Consider the following 16,736-nt stretch of genomic DNA (forward strand, 5'->3'; position numbering starts at 1 on the left):
CGAACGTGCCGCTCGTGTTGCTCATGCTCGTACTACTTCCGTGCCGCCGCGCTCGATGGCGGCGGCGTCCTCGGGGCTCAGCCCGCTGTCGGTGATCAGCAGGTCCACGTCGCCCATGTCGCCGAAGCGGGCGAAGTGCTCCTGGCCGTGCTTGGCGGAGTCGGCGAGCAGGACCACCCGGCGGGCCGCGGCGACGGCCGCCCGCTTGACCGCGGCCTCGGCGAGGTCGGGGGTGGTCAGGCCCTGGTCGGCGGAGAAGCCGTTGGCGGCGACGAAGAGGACGTCGGCCCGGATCTCGCTGTACGCGCGCAGCGCCCAGGCGTCCACGGCGGCGCGGGTACGGTGCCGTACGCGCCCCCCGACCAGGTGGAGCTGGATGCCCGGGTGGTCGGCGAGGCGGGCCGCGATGGGCAGGCTGTGGGTGACGACGGTGAGGGACGCCTCCAGCGGGATGGCCGCGGCGAGGCGGGCGACCGTGGAACCGGCGTCGAGGATCAGGGTGCCCTCGGTCGGCAGTTCCGGGACGGCGGCCTTGGCGATGCGGTCCTTCTCGTCGGCCGAGGTGGACTCGCGTTCGGCGAGGTCCGGTTCGAAGTCGAGGCGCCCGGCCGGGATCGCGCCGCCGTGCACCCGGCGGACTAGGCCGGCCCGGTCGAGGGCCTTCAGGTCGCGGCGGATCGTCTCCTGCGTGACCTGGAACTCCTCGGCGAGCGACACGACGTCCACCCGGCCGCCGTCACGGGCGAGCCGGAGGATCTCCTGCTGCCGCTCCGGTGCGTACATGCCCCTGCGCCTCCGCTCCAAGATACGTCCGGCTGATGTCCGGTTCCTGTCCGACCCCATGTCCGACTGCGTCTGACTGATGCCCGAACTTGTGGTTTCGCGAGGAGGCTACGCCGGGATTTCCGGAAAGTAAACAGGTTCGGGCCGCAAACGGACACGATCGGGCTTTCGGCCTGTTCGGGGCACCTCCACGGCGCCCGTGCGGCCCACGCGGCCCACGCAGAAGGGCCCGGCGCCTTCCGGCGCCGGGCCCTTCGACTGGTGACGGTCAGTGGACGAGTTCGGGTTCCCCTTCCGGCACGGGCAGCGGTGCATCCGCGCCGCCCGCCTCCGCGCCGCCCGCCTCCAGATGCTGCGCCGGGCGCTTCGGCAGGGCGGACATCAGGAGGAAGATCACGGCCATCACCGCCGCCACCCAGAGCAGGGCGTGCTGGAAGCCGTTCACGAAGGCCGGGCCGATCCGGGACGCGGTCGTCCGGTCGTCGACGACGCCGTAGAAGACCACCGAGACCAGGCCGAGGCCGAGCGCGTTGCCCATCTGCTGCACGGTGTTGATCAGACCGGAGGCGGAACCGGCGTGCTCGCGCGGCACCTCCGAGAGCACCGCGTCCGTCAGCGGGGCGACGATCAGGCCCATGCCCGCACCCATCACGACCAGCGGCAGGGCCATCTGCCAGGAGGCGATGGCGAGGCCGTAGCGGTCCGACTCCCAGATGTAGATCAGGACACCGAGGCCCATCAGCAGGGCGCCGGCCTGGAGCACCTTGCGTCCGAAGCGCGGGACCAGCTTCTGCACGGACACGCCGGCCGCGACGGAGACGGAGATCGAGAACGGCACCCCGGTCAGGCCGGCGTGCAGCGGGGTCCAGCCGAGGCCGACCTGCATGTACAGCGTCCAGACCAGGAAGAAGATGCCTAGCGCCACGCCGAAGACCGTCTGCACGGCGATACCGGCGGCGAAGCTCTTCACGGCGAAGAGGGAGGGCTCGATGAGGGGGGAGCCGTCGCGGGCGGCCTTGCGGCGTTCGTACACCACCAGCGTGCCGAAGGCGACGAGCGAGCCCGCCATCGACCCGTACCCCCACAGCGGCCAGCCCAGCTCGCGGCCGCGGGTCAGCGGGTAGAGCAGCATCAGCAGGCCGAGGGTGACCAGGGTGACGCCGACGAGGTCGAGCCGCAGCGCGTGCGGGGCCTTGGATTCGCTGATGTAACGGCGGCCGAGGAGGAGGGCGGCGATGCCGACCGGGAGGTTGATCAGGAAGATCGGGCGCCATTCGAGGCCGAAGAGGTTCCACTCGGTGAGGAGGGCGCCGAGCAGCGGGCCGGAGACCGCGCCCAGGCCGACGATCGCGCCGAACATGCCGAAGACCTTGCCGCGTTCGTGCGCCGGGAAGGTGGCGTGCACGATCGACAGGACCTGCGGGACCATCATCGCGGCCATGCCGCCCTGCAGGATGCGGGAGGCGACCAGCATCTCCGGGTTGGCGGCGAAGCCGCACAGGGCCGAGGCGAGGGTGAAGCCCGCGACGCCGATCAGGAACAGTCGCTTGCGGCCGTGAATATCGCCGAGGCGGCCGCCGGTGATCAGGCCTGCGGCGAAGGCCAGGGCGTAGCCGGCGGTCATCCACTGGATCTGACTGAAGGAGGCGCCGGCGTCCCGCTGGATGGAGGGGATGGCGATGTTGACGATCGTGACGTCGACGAGGTCCATGAAGGCGGCGGTCATGACGATGGCCAGGGCCAGCCAGCGGTGCGGTGCACCGAGGGAGGCCGACGGTTCGGGCGCCGTCGGGGTCGGCGTGGTGTTGTCCGTGCCGGTTCGTCGTGGCTGGTCGCGCACCGCGGCGGAGCCGCTGTTCGATACAGCCCCGTGCCCCTGCGGGGCGCTCATGTCGCTGGAGGTCATATCGCCAAGCTAGGGGAGCATTAGGTCAGATTCCGTCCTAGTGGTCGGGCATGCTCGGGTACATGACGACAGACACCCCGGCTCGGCTGCTGCAGCTCCTGTCTCTTCTCCAGACGCCCCGTGAGTGGCCCGGCGGTGAGCTCGCCGACCGGCTCGGGGTGTCGCGGCGTACCGTGCGGCGGGACATCGACCGGCTGCGGGAGCTGGGATATCCCGTCGAGGCCAGCAAGGGGGCCGACGGGGGGTATCGGCTGGTCGCGGGGAAGGCGATGCCGCCGCTGCTGCTCGACGACGAGGAGACCGTCGCCATCGCGGTCGGGCTGCGGGCCGGGGCGGGGCATGCCCTGGCGGGGGTGGACGAGGCGTCGGTGCGGGCGCTGGCGAAGCTGGAGCAGGTGCTGCCGGCCCGGCTGCGGCACCGGGTGACCACCTTGCAGGCCGCGACCACGCCGCTGACCAGCGGGGACGGGGCGAGTATCGCGCCCGAGACGCTGACCGTGATGGCGTCGGCGGTCGCGGGGCGGGAGCGGTTGCGGTTCGCGTACCGGGCGGCGGACGGGAGCGAGACGCGGCGTCAGGCGGAGCCGTACCGGCTGGTGTCGACGGGGCGGCGGTGGTACCTCGTGGCGTACGACCTCGATCGCGACGACTGGCGGACGTTCCGGGTCGACCGGCTGAGCGAGCCGTTCGCCACCGGGGCGCGGTTCGCTCCGCGGGAGATGCCGACGGGGAGTGCGGCGGAGTACCTGCGGCGGTCCATCCAACGGCGGCAGGAGACATACGGGTTCACTGTCGCCTTCGCCGGGACGGCGGCGGAGGTGGGGGCTCGGCTGCCGGGGTGGTTGGGGACGCCGGTGGACGAGGAAGGGACAGGGGGTGGAGGCGGCGGGTGGTGTGTTGTCCGGGGGGAGACCGGGGATCCGGTGGAGTGGCTGGCGGTGCGGCTGGGGATGGTGGGGTGTGAGTTCGTGGTGCGGGAGCCTGCGGAACTGGTGGCGTGCGTGCGGGAGTTGGGGGGCCGGTTGAGCCGGGCCGGGGGTGCGTGAGGGGGACGCTTACCGGCGCTGGCAGGGTGCCTCCCCCAGCCTTCGGCCGGGGGGACCCCCAGCGCCCACCCGTGCCGCCCTGCGGCACGCCTGCCCGCAGCTATGTCTTTAGTCTTTTAGGGGCGCGGGGAACTGCGCGCTCAGCCCCCACCGGCCCGCAGCCGGGCGACCGGTCACCGCCGAGTGGCTACGGGTTCGGGGGCTCCCACGCGAACCCCCGTAGCGCCGCCAGGTTCTGCAGGGCCAAGGCCGCCGGGCCTTCCGGACCCGTGCCCGCCGCCCAGGACTCGACGGCCACGCGCACCGCCGCGCCGGCCACCGCCGCCGTGAAGCGGAGATGGGCAGGTGGGGCAACGTTGTCGACGGTGGTGGCCGTGCGCTCCGCGAGGATCGAGGCCAGGAGTCGGTCGGAGGACTGGCAGACCTCCGCCCACACCTTGCGCAGGGCCGGGCTCGTGTCGGCCAGGTGGATCAGGGTGCGGACCCATTCCCAGGAGGCGGCGGAGACCCCTTCGCCGGGCGTCAGGGTGTGGCGGACGGCGTGTTCCAGGGCCTCGGGGACGGAGAGCGCCGCAGGGGCCGCCCGTACCGCCTCCGCCCAGCGCCGGGCGCCCGCCGCGTAGAGCGGGGCGACCGCCTCTTCCTTCGTGGCGAAGTAGCGGTAGAACGTGCGGGGGGCGATGCCCGCGGCCTGCGCGATGTCCTCGGCACGTGTGGCCCGCAGGCCATGCCGTACGAAGAGGCCCGCGGCGGCCCGGGCTATCTCCATGCGGGTCTCCGCCTTGCGCCGTTCCATGAGGGAGAGGGGGGCGGGGTCCTGCGCGGGGGTGTTGCCGGTGGTGCTGGGGGTGCTCACCTCGGCAGGCTATGCCTCTGTGGCAGAATCTGCCATCCGGTGGTTCACCCCGTGGTTCAGGTACGGGGTGAACCACCGTCTCAGCATGCCCGGGGGCGCGGGAGCCCGGCAAACGCGGCCCGCCCCGCCGTTCCCCGCAGAGAGCGGGGAGAGCGTGGCCGGCGCCGCGGGCGCGGAAAGAGTGGAGCCGGACTCCGACGCCCGGGGGGGGTGGGCGCCGGAGTCCGGCTCTGGGAGAGTCCCGGCGCCGGGGGGATGGTGCGTCGGGACGTGGCTTTTTCGACGGGGCGTCAGGGGTGAGGTGCGCTAAGAGGGTTGAGGGCGGCGGTGCGACCGTGGACCTCGACTCCCCGGCCCTGGATGGTTGTTCCCTACACGTGGAGCCTTGAAGCGGCGGTACCGCGCCATGTTTGCGCCGTCTTTCGCCACCCGGCGCACGCGCCCGGCGCGAGCGGGGTCTCGCGCGTGTCTGTCACGCGAGCCCCACTCGTGCGAACCCCCTGCCCCCTCACACCCCTCACCCCCCTTACGCCGCCGGCTCGAACCCGGTGGAGCGGGCCAGCTTCTTCAGCTCGAGCAGCGCGTGCTTCTCGATCTGGCGGATGCGCTCACGGGTCAGTCCGTGCTCCTTGCCGACCTCGGTCAGTGTGCGCTCGCGGCCGTCCTCGATGCCGTACCGCATCTTGATGATGGAGGCCGTGCGCTGGTCCAGGCGGCCGATCAGGTCGTCGAGTTCCTCGCTGCGCAGGAGGGTCAGGACGGACTGCTCGGGGCTGACCGCCGAGGTGTCCTCCAGCAGGTCGCCGAACTGGGTGTCGCCGTCGTCGTCCACCGCCATGTTCAGCGAGACCGGGTCACGGGCCCAGTCCAGGACGTCGGTGACGCGCTCGGGCGTGGAGCCGAGCTCGGCGGCGATCTCGGCGGGCTCCGGTTCGCGGCCGTGCTCCCGGTTGAACTCGCGCTGGACGCGACGGATCCGGCCGAGCTCCTCCACCAGGTGGACGGGGAGCCGGATGGTCCGGGACTGGTCGGCGATGGAGCGGGTGATCGCCTGGCGGATCCACCAGGTGGCGTACGTGGAGAACTTGAAGCCCTTGCGGTAGTCGAACTTCTCGACGGCGCGCACCAGACCGGCGTTGCCCTCCTGGATCAGGTCGAGGAGGGGCAGGCCGCTGCGCGGGTAGCGTCGGGCGACGGCCACGACCAGGCGGAGGTTGGAGCGGATGAAGACGTCCTTCGCCCGCTCACCGGCGGCGACGAGCGCCTCCAGCTCCTCACGGGTGGCGTCCGACGCGGACTCCTCCTCGCCGTCGAGGACCTGTCGCGCGAACACACCCGCCTCCACGGCCTGGGACAGCTCGACTTCCTTGGCGGCGTCGAGCAGCGGCGTGCGTGCGATCTCGTCGAGGTACATGCCGACCAGATCGCGGTCGGCGATCTCGCCGCCATGGCTGCGAACGCCACGGGCGCGAACACTGGTTGCCGCGTCGGCCGTCTCGCCGGAGGCGGCGGACTGACGACGGGCGACGGCACGGGTTGCCATGCGTGCTCCCTTGCGATGGTGGGCGGGCGGGGTGGTCCTGTCGGTTCTTCTCGGTCCTTCAGCGAATGCTCGGCGCTCGGCTGGCAGTGCTCCGGAACTCCACTTCTGGAACTCCTGGGACTCTCGCCGAGTGCCCGGCATCCGAAGGAAACAACGACTGGAATCCGGACAGAATTCCCATGCCGCCCCCCGATTTTTCTGATCATGCAGTACCCTGTGCGACCACGTGAGGAGGCGCGGTGCCGTCGGAACGTACAGAGGTGCAGGTCAGGCCGGGAGTCGAGGGGGACCTCGAAGCTCTCACGGAGATCTACAATCACTACGTTCGTGAGACGTCCATCACATTCGACACGGTGGCCTTCACGCCGGAAGAGCGTCGTCCGTGGCTGCTCTCCCACCCGGAAGACGGCCCGTACCGCCTGATGGTTGCCACGTCAGCGGACTCACAGCAGATTCTCGGGTACGCCACATCCAGCCCCTACCGAGCAAAACCGGCCTACGCGACCTCCGTGGAGACCACGGTCTACGTCGCCCCCGACGCCGGCCGGCGCGGGGTCGGCACGCTCCTCTACAAGGCCCTCTTCGAGGCGCTCGCCGGCGAGGACCTGCACCGCGCCTACGCGGGCATCGCGCAGCCGAACGAGGCGTCCACCCGGTTGCACGAGCGCTTCGGCTTCCGGTACGTCGGCACGTACCACGAGGTGGGCCGCAAGTTCGGCCGCTACTGGGACGTGGCCTGGTACGAGCGCCCGCTGTAGGCGACCCGCCGACCCACCGGCCCCGCCCCCCCCTCTCAGCCCCGTCAGCTCCGTCAGCCGAACTGCACCGACCGCTTCGCCATCCCCATCCAGAACCCGTCGATCACCGAGTGCTGCGCGTCCAGTTCGCCGCCCGCCTCGGCCGCGCCCATGGTGACGAAGAGCGGGGCGAAGTGCTCGGTGCGCGGGTGGGCGTAGCGGCCGGCCGGGGCCTTGTCGAGGAAGTCGAGCAGGGCGTCCCAGTCCCGGTTCTCCAGCGCCCGGTGCCCCCAGTCGTCGAACTCGGAGGACCAGGACGGCACACCGTTGCCCACGTGGCGCAGGGCGGCCAGGTTGTGGGTGAAGAAGCCGGAGCCGACGATCAGCACGCCCTCGTCGCGCAGCGGGGCGAGGCGGCGGCCGATCTCCATCAGGCGGACCGGGTCGAGGGTGGGCATGGAGATCTGCAGGACAGGGATGTCCGCGGCCGGGAACATCTCCACCAGGGGCACGTAGGCGCCGTGGTCGAGGCCGCGGTCCGGGATGTCCTGCACGGGGGTGCCGGGGGCGCGCAGCAGCTTGCGGACGGACTCGGCCAGCTCGGGCGCGCCGGGGGCCGCGTACCGCACCTGGTAGTAGTGCTCCGGGAAGCCCCAGAAGTCGTAGACGAGGGGGACGGTCTGGACGGCACCGAGGGCGAGGGGGGCCTCCTCCCAGTGGGCGGAGACCATCAGGATCGCCTTGGGGCGGGGGAGGTCCGCGCTCCAGGCGGCGAGCTCGCCGGGCCAGACCGGGTCGTCGGCGAGCGGCGGCGCGCCGTGGCTCAGATAGAGGGCGGGCATGCGCTCCTGTGCGGCGGCGGACATGGCGGTGGCTCCCTCCGGGTACCGGACCCTCCCGGCCCCTGTCTCGAACACAACTGTTTTAACTCTCAAGCTTTTCTTTCCACCACCCTACGCCCCACTTGTTTAATCTTCAAGGAGAGGCCTCGTACAGTGGGATACATGAATACGGCATCCGCTTCCGCCCCCGCGCAGAGCCGCTGGCTCACCGACGACGAACAGCGCGTCTGGCGCGCGTATCTGCACGCCACGACCCTGCTGGAAGACCATCTGGACCGTCAGCTCCAGCGCGACGCGGGGATGCCGCACATCTACTACGGCCTGCTCGTCGGGCTCGCCGAAGCACCCGGGCGGCGGCTGCGGATGACCGAGCTGGCCATGAACGCGAAGATCACCCGGTCCCGGCTCTCGCACGCCGTCGCCCGCCTGGAGAAGAACGGCTGGGTACGGCGGGAGGACTGCCCCTCCGACAAGCGGGGCCAGTTCGCCGTCCTGACCGACCAGGGCGCCGAGGTGCTGCGGCAGACCGCACCGGGCCATGTGGGCGCCGTACGGCAGGCGTTGTTCGAGCGGCTGAGCCCGGAACAGCAGCAGGCCCTCGGCGAGATCATGCAGATCGTCGCCGAGGGCCTGCAGCCCAACGAAGCGGGCGCGGACCTGCCCTGGCTCCGCTGAGGAGCGCAGGAACAGGTCCGCGTTGCGGGTACCCGGGTGGTCGCTCAGAGGCTCAGTGGGCGACCACCGGGATCGCCACCTCGTCCTCGGCGCCCTCACCGGAGGCCACCGTCGTGGTGTCCGGCTTGCCGGCGTTGACGAGGGACACCACGATGACCGCGGCCAGCACCAGCATGCCGACGGCGACCCAGATCGCGTTGGCGTAGCCGTGCACCGCGCCCTCCATCTGGACCAGCTGCTGCTGCGACCTGGAGGTCGCGGTCGCGATGTGGTCCTTGATGTACGACGTCGTCGCGGACGCGGCGATCGTGTTCAGCAGGGCCGTACCGATGGCGCCGCCCACCTGCTGCGAGGTGTTGACCATCGCGGAGGCGACACCGGCGTCCCGGGGCTCGACGCCGAGCGTGGCCAGGGACATGGCCGGCATGAACGCCGTACCCATGCCGAGACCGAGCAGCAGCATCGCCGGCAGGATCGTCGAGGCGTACGACGAGCCGATCTCCATCTGGGTCATGACCAGCATGCCGCCCGCGGCGACCAGGAAGCCGGGGCCCATCAGGGTCCGGGCCGGAACCCGGGTCATCAGCCGGGCGCCGATCTGGGTGGAGCCGACCATCATGCCCGCGATCATCGGCAGGAAGGCGAAGCCGGTCTTGATCGGCGAGAAGCCCTTGATGACCTGGAGGTAGTAGGTCAGGAAGAGGAAGGTGCCGAACATCGCGATGATCGCGATGCCGAGGGAGAGGTAGATACCGCCGCGGTTGCGGTCGAGGACCACGCGCAGCGGCAGCAGCGGGGCCTTGACCCGCATCTCGGTGACGACGAACGCGATCAGCAGCACCGCGGAGGCGACGAACAGGCCGACGGTGCTGACGTCGCCCCAGCCGTCGGACTCGGCGCGGGTGAAGCCGTACACCAGCGAGACCAGGCCGAGGGTGGACAGGAGCACACCGGGGATGTCGAGCGGGTTGCGGTTGCGGCCGCCCTCCGGCTCGCGGATGACGAAGTACGCGCCGAGCGCGGCGACGATGGCGAACGGGATGTTCACGAAGAACGTCCAGCGCCAGTCCAGGTACTCGGTGAGCACACCGCCGAGGATGAAGCCGACGGCGCCGCCACCGCCGGCGATCGCGCCGTAGATGCCGAACGCCTTGGCGCGCTCCTTGGCGTCCGTGAACATCACGGCGAGCAGGGAGAGCGCGGCCGGGGCGAGCATGGCGCCGAAGACGCCCTGCAGGGCGCGGGCGCCGAACATCATCGCGCCGCTGGTCGCGGCGCCGCCGAGCGCGGAGGCGGCGGCGAAGCCGGCCAGGCCTATGACGAAGGCCCGCTTGCGGCCCCACAGGTCGGCGATCCGGCCGCCGAAGAGGAGCAGACCGCCGAAGGCGAGGGCGTAGGCCGTGACGACCCACTGCCGGTTGCCGTCGGAGATGCCCAGGTCGGTCTGGGCGGAGGGCAGCGCGATGTTCACGATGGTCGCGTCGAGGACGACCATCAGCTGGGCGAGCGCGATGAAGACGAGCGCTTTCCAGCGGTTGGCATCACCGGACTGTGCCGGTGCGCCGGGAGCCTTGGCGGCTGTTTCTGACATGGGGGTACCCACTTCGTGACTTCGTGACGGAAAAGGTGATGCGTGCGGTACGGAAGTGATGCGTGCGATACGGAAAGGGATGCTTGAGGTGAGAGACCGGCGTACGGTCCCGAACTGATCGGCGACTCGCGGGCTGGGTCGCGGCTGGGTCGGCTGGTGCGGCTGGGTCAGGCCTGGCGCAGGTCCTCCATGGTCACGGCCGTGCCCGGCAGGACGGAGCGGGCCGGGGCCCGCAGCCCGTCCAGGAACAGCTGCAGATGACGGTGGACGAAGCGGTCGCCGACCAGGCAGTCGGTGCCGAACGGGGGCCTGCTGAGCTGGGCCACGGCGATCATCACATCGCCGACGCCCACGTCCGGACGGAGCTGTCCGGCCGCCTTGGCACGGTCCATGAGCTGCTCGATGAGCTGCTCGATGCGCTCGCGCGCCGCTTCCAGGTCGGGGTGGTTCTGGTCGAAGGTGCTGGAGACCATCGGGCACAGCGCGCTGACCCGCTCGTCGGCGGAGATGTGCACGAAGCGCTCCAGCGCCTCGAAGGCGTCCCCGGACTCCGCGAGCGCCAGCTCGGCCGCCTCCGACGTCCGGTCCATCACGGAGCAGACGACCTCACGGACGAGCGCGTCGCGGTCGGGGAAGTTGCGGTACACCGTGGCGTTGCCGACGCCGGCCCGGCGGGCGATGTCGTCGAGCGGCACGTCGGGGCCGTACTCGGTGAACATCTCCCGGGCGGCGGTGACGATCCGCTCCCGGTTGCGCAGGGCGTCGGCGCGGGGCCGGGGTGCCTTGCGCAGGCTGGGGACAGCGGTCGCGGTCTGCACGGCGCACTCCTGTTCTTGGGTTTCTGCGATCCGGGGAGGCGTTCCCCGTTTCGCGCGGACACAGGTCTAAACGGGGAAGGGCTCCCCGGTTATTTCCGCCCTCTCCCCGAATTCCATGTGACCTGAGTCACTCCGCTGCGGGCGCCCCGGGACGTGTCCGTCCGGACCGGGGCGTCCCACGATCGGACCCTCCAGCGCGCGCCCAACGCCCCCTCGACACAGGGTGATCGAAAGGGTGCAGCCGGAGACCGGCGGCTGCCGTGGAGCGAAAGGTCCATGCATGCAGCCGCAGCCCAGCCGCCGCACACCCGCGCGCCTCACCCGTCTCGCCCGCCTCACCCACCTCAGGAACCGCCGTACCGCACCGCGCCGCCGTACCCCGTCGGCCCGCCGTACGGCGCCGGTTCGCGCGATACGGCCGGGCCGCCGCATACGCCACCGCCGTGCGGTCTGCCTCGCCGCCGTGGCTGCCCTGATCCTCGCGGTCGGCACCTCGGCGGGCACCGGGCACCTCACGGCTTCCCCCGCACCGGCCGGCGCCGGACCGATCGCGCTGGCCCGCTCCTCCGTCTACGGCCCCTGCATGATCAGCGGCGGCCACGACATCCAGATGACCGAGGGCGTCCCCACCCCGGGCGGCTACTCCCGCTCCACCGGCACCGTGCACGCCCTCACCCTGATGGTCGACTTCCCCGACGCGCCCGGCCAGGGCAACGCCCTCGACCGGTACAACGAGTTCTTCCCGCAGACCCAGGACTGGTTCCGCGCCGCCTCCTACGGCAAGCTCGACTACCGGCCGGCCGCCCCGATCGACCACTGGCTGCGGATGCCGAAGCCGTTCAGCGCGTACGGCATAGAGCGCGGCGCGCCCTTCGACCCCGGTTACCGGCAGCTGGTCCAGGACATCGTGGCCGCCGCCGACCCGGACGTGGACTTCCGGTCGTACGACCTCCTGAACGTGCTGGTCACCCCGAACGCCGGTCCCTCCGCCCTGGACACCGTGCTGTCGGTGACCTTCGCCGGCAACGGGGACGCCCCGGTCGCCGACGGCACACCGGTCGCCAACGCCTCCTTCGTCTACTCCCGTCAGGACGACGGCTCCGGCTCCTACGCCCGCACCGGCTACCGGGTCCTCCCCCACGAGAACGGCCACGTCTTCGGCCTGCCCGACCTCTACACCCAGGAGGGCGGGGGCGCGGTCGGGCACTGGGACATCATGAGCGAGGACTGGGGCGCCGACAACGACCTCCTCGGCTGGCACAAGTGGAAGCTGGGCTGGCTGGACCCCGACCAGGTCAGCTGCGCGGCGGGCCGCGGCAGCACCGCGTACACGCTGACCCCGCTCTCCCGGGCCGGCGGGCCCAAGCTCGTCTTCGTCCCCGTCGACGCCCGCACCGGCTACGCCCTGGAGGTGCGCGCCAAGGGCGGCAACGACGAGGAGATCTGCCGGCCCGGCGTCCTCGTCTACAAGGTCGACGCGAACGTCGACACCGGCCGCGGACCGATCAAGGTGTACGACGCCCACGGCGACAGCGGCGGCTGCACCCGCAGCCCCAACGTCCAGGCGGAGCTCTCCGATGCCCCGTTCGGCCCGGGCGAGAGCTTCAAGGATCCCAAGCACGGGATCGAGGTGCTGGTGGAGGGGGTGGACGGGGACGGGAACTACCGGGTGCGGGTGACGCGGGGGTAAGCGGCTCCGGGCGGGCTGCCGGACCCGGCACCGGCCAGGTGGGCCACGGTCTACGGTAGGGCGTGCGCCACCGAGATCGCCGAGACCGCGCACACCGTCGTACCCGAGCCGGAGAGTCGATGACCGCCCCCCTGTCCTCCTCCCCCGCGGCGCACCAGCCGCCGGCCGAGGCGGTGACGCCGCTGATCCGGGGCGTGGCGGTGCTGGAGGCGCTGACCGAGGCGGGCGGGACGCTGAGCGCGAGCGCGCTGGAACGGCGTACCGGCCTCGCGCGTTCCACTGTGGACCGGATCACCGCGACGCTCTCCCGCATGGGTTACGTCCGCCCGGACGGCCGGGACGCGGTGCTCACCCCCGGGGTCATGGAGCTGGGCAACGCCTACCTGGCCGCGCTCCGCCTGCCCGCCCTCCTCGACAGGCACGCCGACGCCCTCGCCGACGAGCTGGACGAGTCGGTCTCCCTCGCGGTCGCCGACCGGGACGGCATCCGGTTCATCCACCAGGCGACCCGGCGCCGCGCGATGTCCGTCAGCTTCCGCATCGGCGACCTGCTGCCGGCCGAACGCACCGCCCCCGGCCCGCTGTTCGCGGCCGAGTGGACGGAGCGGGAGTGGGCGGCCTGGCGGGCGCGGCGCGCGGCGGACCCGACGGACGCGGGCTTCCCGGCCGTACCGCCCCGGAGTCCGGCCGCCGCCGACGACTTCGAGGCACGGACCGCGCAGGCCCGGCGCAGCGGCTGGGCCCTGGACGACCAGCTGGTCGAACCCGGCCTGGTCGCGGTGTCCGTCCCGGTGCGCGACCCGGGCATCGGACGGGTCGCGTGCGTGGCGAGCGTCGTCAGCCACACCAGCCGGCACACGGCGGCGGACCTGCGCGCGACCCTGCTCCCCCGGCTGCGTACGGCGGTGACGGCGATGGAGGCGGAGCTGCGCGCGGCCGGGGCCCGGCCCGCGGAGCCGTGGCCGCCCCCCGCCGGCCTCGCCGTGTGGACCACGGCCTCCAAGCACGAACTCGGCCGCGACTTCGTGGAGTCGCTGGCCCGGGGCCTGACGGTGCTGACGGCATTCGGCGAGGGCCGCTCGGCGCTGACCCTGACGGACGTGGCGAAGGCGACGGGCCTGGCCCGGGCGACGGCCCGGCGGGCCCTGATCACGTACGAGCACCTGGGCCTGGTGACCGCGGACGGCCGCGAGTTCACCCTCACTCCCCGGGTGCTGTCCCTGGGCTACCCCCCGCTGTCCCGCACCACCCTCGCCCGCCTCGCGGCCCCCCGGTTGCGCGCCCTCGCGGACCGGCTCGACGAGCCGACGGCGCTGGCGGTGCTGGTGCCGGGCGTCCCGGGGACCGGTCCGGCGGAGATCCAGTACGTCGCGGTGGCGGCCGCGAGCCGGGTCCTGACGGTGGACATCACGGTGGGCACCCGGCTGCCGGCGAGCCGTACCGCGCTCGGCCGGGCGCTGCTCGGGCTCGCCGAACCGGGCGGGTACGCCCTGGCGGACGAGGAGCTGGAGTCGGGCCTGCGCTCGATCGCGGTACCGGTCCGGGACCGGGCGGGCCGTCCGGTCGCCGCCCTGAACGTGGCCACCCACGCGGCCCGCCGCACCCTGGAGGAATGCGTGAGCGAGGTGCTGCCCGCCCTGCACGCCACGGCGGCCCGGGTCCAGGACGACCTCCACATCGCGTCCCGCTTCAGCCGCGTCCCTCTGTCCTGACGCCTCACGCCTCACACCTGGGGACTTCACCGCCGGCCCGCACTCGATGAAATTTACCCGCCGATGTGCAATTATCCTTCCGGAGCTCCTGGCCCGTGAGGTGGCACGTTGCCGCGCCTCAGACTTCCGACTGTTTGTGGAGTGAGCACAGTGAACCTCGGCGGACCGGACGACCCGTCCTTCTCCCACTACGGCGTCTACGACGGCCACGGCGGTCACGGCGGTCACGCCCAGGCCTGGGAACCGGCGCCCGTGGCCCAGCCGGGTCCCGCGGCCCTGGTCGGCGGCCGGTACGAACTGCGCCTGCTGCTCGGTTCCGGCGGCATGGCCGAGGTGCACCTCGCCCACGACCTCCGGCTGTACCGCGACGTCGCCCTGAAGACCCTCCGCGCCGAACTCGCCCACGACCCCGGCTTCCAGGCGCGGTTCCGCAAGGAGGCCCAGTCGACGGCGTCGCTCAACCACCCGTCCATCGTGGCGGTGTACGACACGGGCGAGGACCGGTACCTCCCGTACGGCGCCGGTCTCGCGCTGCCCTACCTGGTGATGGAGTACGTCGACGGGATGACCCTGCGCGACGCCCTGTACTCCGCCGGGACGCACCTGACCGTCGCACCCGCCCTGCAGGCGACCGCCGGTGTGCTGCGCGCCCTCGCCCACTCCCACCAGCACGGCATCGTCCACCGCGACATCAAGCCGGCGAACGTCATGACGACCTCCTCCGGCCAGGTCAAGGTCATGGACTTCGGGATCGCGCGCGACACCGACGACGCCGGCCTCACCCGGACGGACGCCGTGCTCGGCACCGCGCAGTACCTCTCGCCGGAGCAGGCGCTGGGCGAGGAGATCGACGCCCGCTCCGACCTGTACTCGGTGGGGTGCCTGCTGTACGAACTGCTCACCCGCCGGCCGCCGTTCCACGGCGACTCCCCGATGGCGGTGATGTACCGGCACCTGCAGGAGCCGCCGCAGCCGCCGAGCCTGTACAACCCCGAGGTGGACGCCCGGGTGGACGCGGTCGTCCTGCGCGCGCTGGAGAAGGACCGCGCCCGCCGCTACCAGTCCGCCACGGAGATGCTCGCCGACGTCGAGGCCTGCCTCGGCACGGGAGCACCGGCGGGGGCCGAGCCGCCTCCCGACGAGGAGGAGCGCGACGGCGGCGGACGCAGGAGCACGACCGCCCTGATCGCGGCCGGGGTCGCCGTGGCCGTCGCCGCGGTGGTCTGCGGCTGGCTGCTCTTCGGCCGCGGCCCTGCCGACGACGGGAAGTCCGACGTGCCGGACCTGGTCGGCAGGACCCTCGCCGACGCGCGCGGCAGCGCGGACAACGTCGGCCTCACGCTCACCGTCACGGCCCGCGAACCCTGCGCCGACCAGCCGAAGGGCCGCGTCTGCACCCAGAGTCCGGCGGACGGCAGGATCGACAAGGGCGAGGCCGTGTCGGTCACCGTCTCCACCGGGGCGCCGAAGGTCGAGGTGCCGGACGTCACCGACAAGGACGAGGACGACGCGTCCCGGATCCTGACGGACAGGGGCTTCAAGGTGAAGACCACGCACGTCGAGTCCTCGGAGGACCCCGGAACCGTGCTCAGGCAGGACCCGGAGGGCGGCGGCAGGGCGGAGAAGGGCACCGAGATCACCCTCACGGTGGCCAGGGCGGCGGAGCGGTCGCAGGTCCCGGACCTCACCGGGAGCACGCTCGCACAGGCCCGGAAGCTGCTGGCCGCCCAGGACCTGAAGCTGGCCGACACCACCGAGGTCGAGAGCAGTGCCGAGGCGGGCACCGTCGTGGAGCAGAGCGTCCGGGGCGGCACGGAGGTCGCGCCCGGCACCGCCGTCGACGTCAGCCTCGCCAAGGCGGAGCAGACCGTCCTGATCCCCGCCGGCATCGTCGGCGAGACCCTCGGCGAGGCCCGCGACGAACTGACCGGCCTCGGTCTCCGGGTCACCGTCGCCTCCGGGTACCCGCAGGCGTCCGACGCCGTGGTCACCTCCAGCTCTCCGGAGGCGGGCAGCGAGGTGGTGACCGGCAGCACCGTGGTCCTGGTCACCGAGTCCGCCGACGACTCGTCGGGCGACGGTACGACGGACGGTACGACGGGCGGCACGACGGGCGGCACGACGAGCGCGTCCCCGACGGCGGGCGACGGGTCCTGAGGCTGGCCCGGAAGGCCTGATGGTCAGTCGTCGGGGATGCCGCCTCCGCTCAGCGCGGGGACGGTCTGCTCCGGGTGGAGCAGGGAGCGGGTGCCGTGCCGGAACTGGCCGAGTCTGTCGACGATGGTCTGGCCGACCGGGGTGTGGCCCCAGACGCTGATGCCCTGGTGGGTGCTGGGTTCCCAGGTCGTCTCGTCGACGACGAGGGGGTTCCAGCCGACCTCCCACTCGAAGCCCGAGGGGGTGCGGGCGTAGTAGGAGAGTTCCTTGTCGTTGGTGTGCTGCCCGACGGACAGGGCCATGTCGAAGCCGAGTTCGTGGACGCGCTCGTAGCTGCGGGCCAGGTCGTCCAGGCTCGCGCACTGGATGTTGAGGTGCTG

The 16,736-nt window shown here is 72.1% G+C and carries 13 protein-coding genes and 1 pseudogene; 6 read left to right on the top strand and 8 right to left on the bottom strand.

Annotation, left to right across the window (positions count from 1 at the left end; translation table 11 throughout):
- Nucleotides 1-21: 21 nt before the first annotated feature.
- Together ABZ887_RS13360 and ABZ887_RS13365 are read right to left on the bottom strand one after the other, a co-directional pair.
- On the bottom strand, nt 22-783 hold the full coding sequence (locus tag ABZ887_RS13360; protein WP_361287296.1) for a DeoR/GlpR family DNA-binding transcription regulator: 762 nt from the start codon (nt 781-783) through the stop codon (nt 22-24).
- 268 nt (nt 784-1,051) lie between these two features.
- Nucleotides 1,052-2,509: an MFS transporter gene (locus ABZ887_RS13365; protein ID WP_361287383.1), complete on the bottom strand. Its 1,458-nt coding sequence runs from the start codon at nt 2,507-2,509 to the stop codon at nt 1,052-1,054.
- A gap of 242 nt (nt 2,510-2,751) precedes the next feature.
- Between ABZ887_RS13365 and ABZ887_RS13370 the strand changes: the two genes are divergently transcribed.
- Nucleotides 2,752-3,735 (top strand): YafY family protein, encoded by a 984-nt coding sequence (locus ABZ887_RS13370; protein WP_361287299.1) that lies wholly within the window; start codon nt 2,752-2,754, stop codon nt 3,733-3,735.
- A 187-nt stretch (nt 3,736-3,922) separates the two neighbouring features.
- Here the strand turns inward: ABZ887_RS13370 and ABZ887_RS13375 are convergent, their stop codons facing one another.
- The gene (locus ABZ887_RS13375; protein ID WP_361287386.1) at nt 3,923-4,531 is read right to left on the bottom strand and encodes a TetR family transcriptional regulator; all 609 of its coding nucleotides are present in this window, start codon (nt 4,529-4,531) and stop codon (nt 3,923-3,925) included.
- A gap of 586 nt (nt 4,532-5,117) precedes the next feature.
- Nucleotides 5,118-6,134, bottom strand: a complete 1,017-nt coding sequence (locus ABZ887_RS13380) for a sigma-70 family RNA polymerase sigma factor (protein WP_361287302.1) — start codon at nt 6,132-6,134, stop codon at nt 5,118-5,120.
- Between the two features lie 239 nt (nt 6,135-6,373).
- On the opposite strand from ABZ887_RS13380, the gene ABZ887_RS13385 reads away from it, so the two are divergent.
- On the top strand, nt 6,374-6,892 hold the full coding sequence (locus ABZ887_RS13385; protein WP_361287305.1) for an N-acetyltransferase family protein: 519 nt from the start codon (nt 6,374-6,376) through the stop codon (nt 6,890-6,892).
- Between the two features lie 53 nt (nt 6,893-6,945).
- On the opposite strand, the gene ABZ887_RS13390 is transcribed toward ABZ887_RS13385, so the two are convergent.
- Nucleotides 6,946-7,737: a class III extradiol ring-cleavage dioxygenase gene (locus ABZ887_RS13390; protein WP_361287308.1), complete on the bottom strand. Its 792-nt coding sequence runs from the start codon at nt 7,735-7,737 to the stop codon at nt 6,946-6,948.
- Between the two features lie 138 nt (nt 7,738-7,875).
- Between ABZ887_RS13390 and ABZ887_RS13395 the strand changes: the two genes are divergently transcribed.
- A complete protein-coding gene (locus ABZ887_RS13395; protein WP_361287311.1) occupies nt 7,876-8,388 on the top strand; it encodes a MarR family transcriptional regulator in 513 nt (170 codons plus the stop codon).
- A 52-nt stretch (nt 8,389-8,440) separates the two neighbouring features.
- Here the strand turns inward: ABZ887_RS13395 and ABZ887_RS13400 are convergent, their stop codons facing one another.
- Nucleotides 8,441-9,979, bottom strand: a complete 1,539-nt coding sequence (locus tag ABZ887_RS13400) for an MFS transporter (protein ID WP_361287314.1) — start codon at nt 9,977-9,979, stop codon at nt 8,441-8,443.
- A 167-nt stretch (nt 9,980-10,146) separates the two neighbouring features.
- On the bottom strand, nt 10,147-10,797 hold the full coding sequence (locus ABZ887_RS13405; RefSeq protein ID WP_361287317.1) for a TetR/AcrR family transcriptional regulator: 651 nt from the start codon (nt 10,795-10,797) through the stop codon (nt 10,147-10,149).
- Between the two features lie 280 nt (nt 10,798-11,077).
- Here ABZ887_RS13405 and ABZ887_RS13410 point away from each other — a divergent pair, with 280 nt between their 5' ends.
- The 3 genes from ABZ887_RS13410 to ABZ887_RS13420 all read left to right on the top strand — a co-directional run bounded on the left by ABZ887_RS13410 (nt 11,078) and on the right by ABZ887_RS13420 (nt 16,356).
- Nucleotides 11,078-12,487, top strand: a complete 1,410-nt coding sequence (locus ABZ887_RS13410) for a M6 family metalloprotease domain-containing protein (RefSeq protein WP_361287320.1) — start codon at nt 11,078-11,080, stop codon at nt 12,485-12,487.
- A 119-nt stretch (nt 12,488-12,606) separates the two neighbouring features.
- Nucleotides 12,607-14,199, top strand: a complete 1,593-nt coding sequence (locus tag ABZ887_RS13415; RefSeq protein WP_361287323.1) for an IclR family transcriptional regulator C-terminal domain-containing protein — start codon at nt 12,607-12,609, stop codon at nt 14,197-14,199.
- A gap of 141 nt (nt 14,200-14,340) precedes the next feature.
- The gene (locus ABZ887_RS13420) at nt 14,341-16,356 is read left to right on the top strand and encodes a PASTA domain-containing protein (protein ID WP_361287326.1); all 2,016 of its coding nucleotides are present in this window, start codon (nt 14,341-14,343) and stop codon (nt 16,354-16,356) included.
- A gap of 23 nt (nt 16,357-16,379) precedes the next feature.
- Here the strand turns inward: ABZ887_RS13420 and ABZ887_RS13425 are convergent.
- Nucleotides 16,380-16,736, bottom strand: a pseudogene (locus ABZ887_RS13425) (extradiol ring-cleavage dioxygenase); the annotation flags it as partial.

It is taken from the genome of Streptomyces sp. NPDC047061, assembly GCF_040643955.1.
GTDB lineage: Bacteria > Actinomycetota > Actinomycetes > Streptomycetales > Streptomycetaceae > Streptomyces.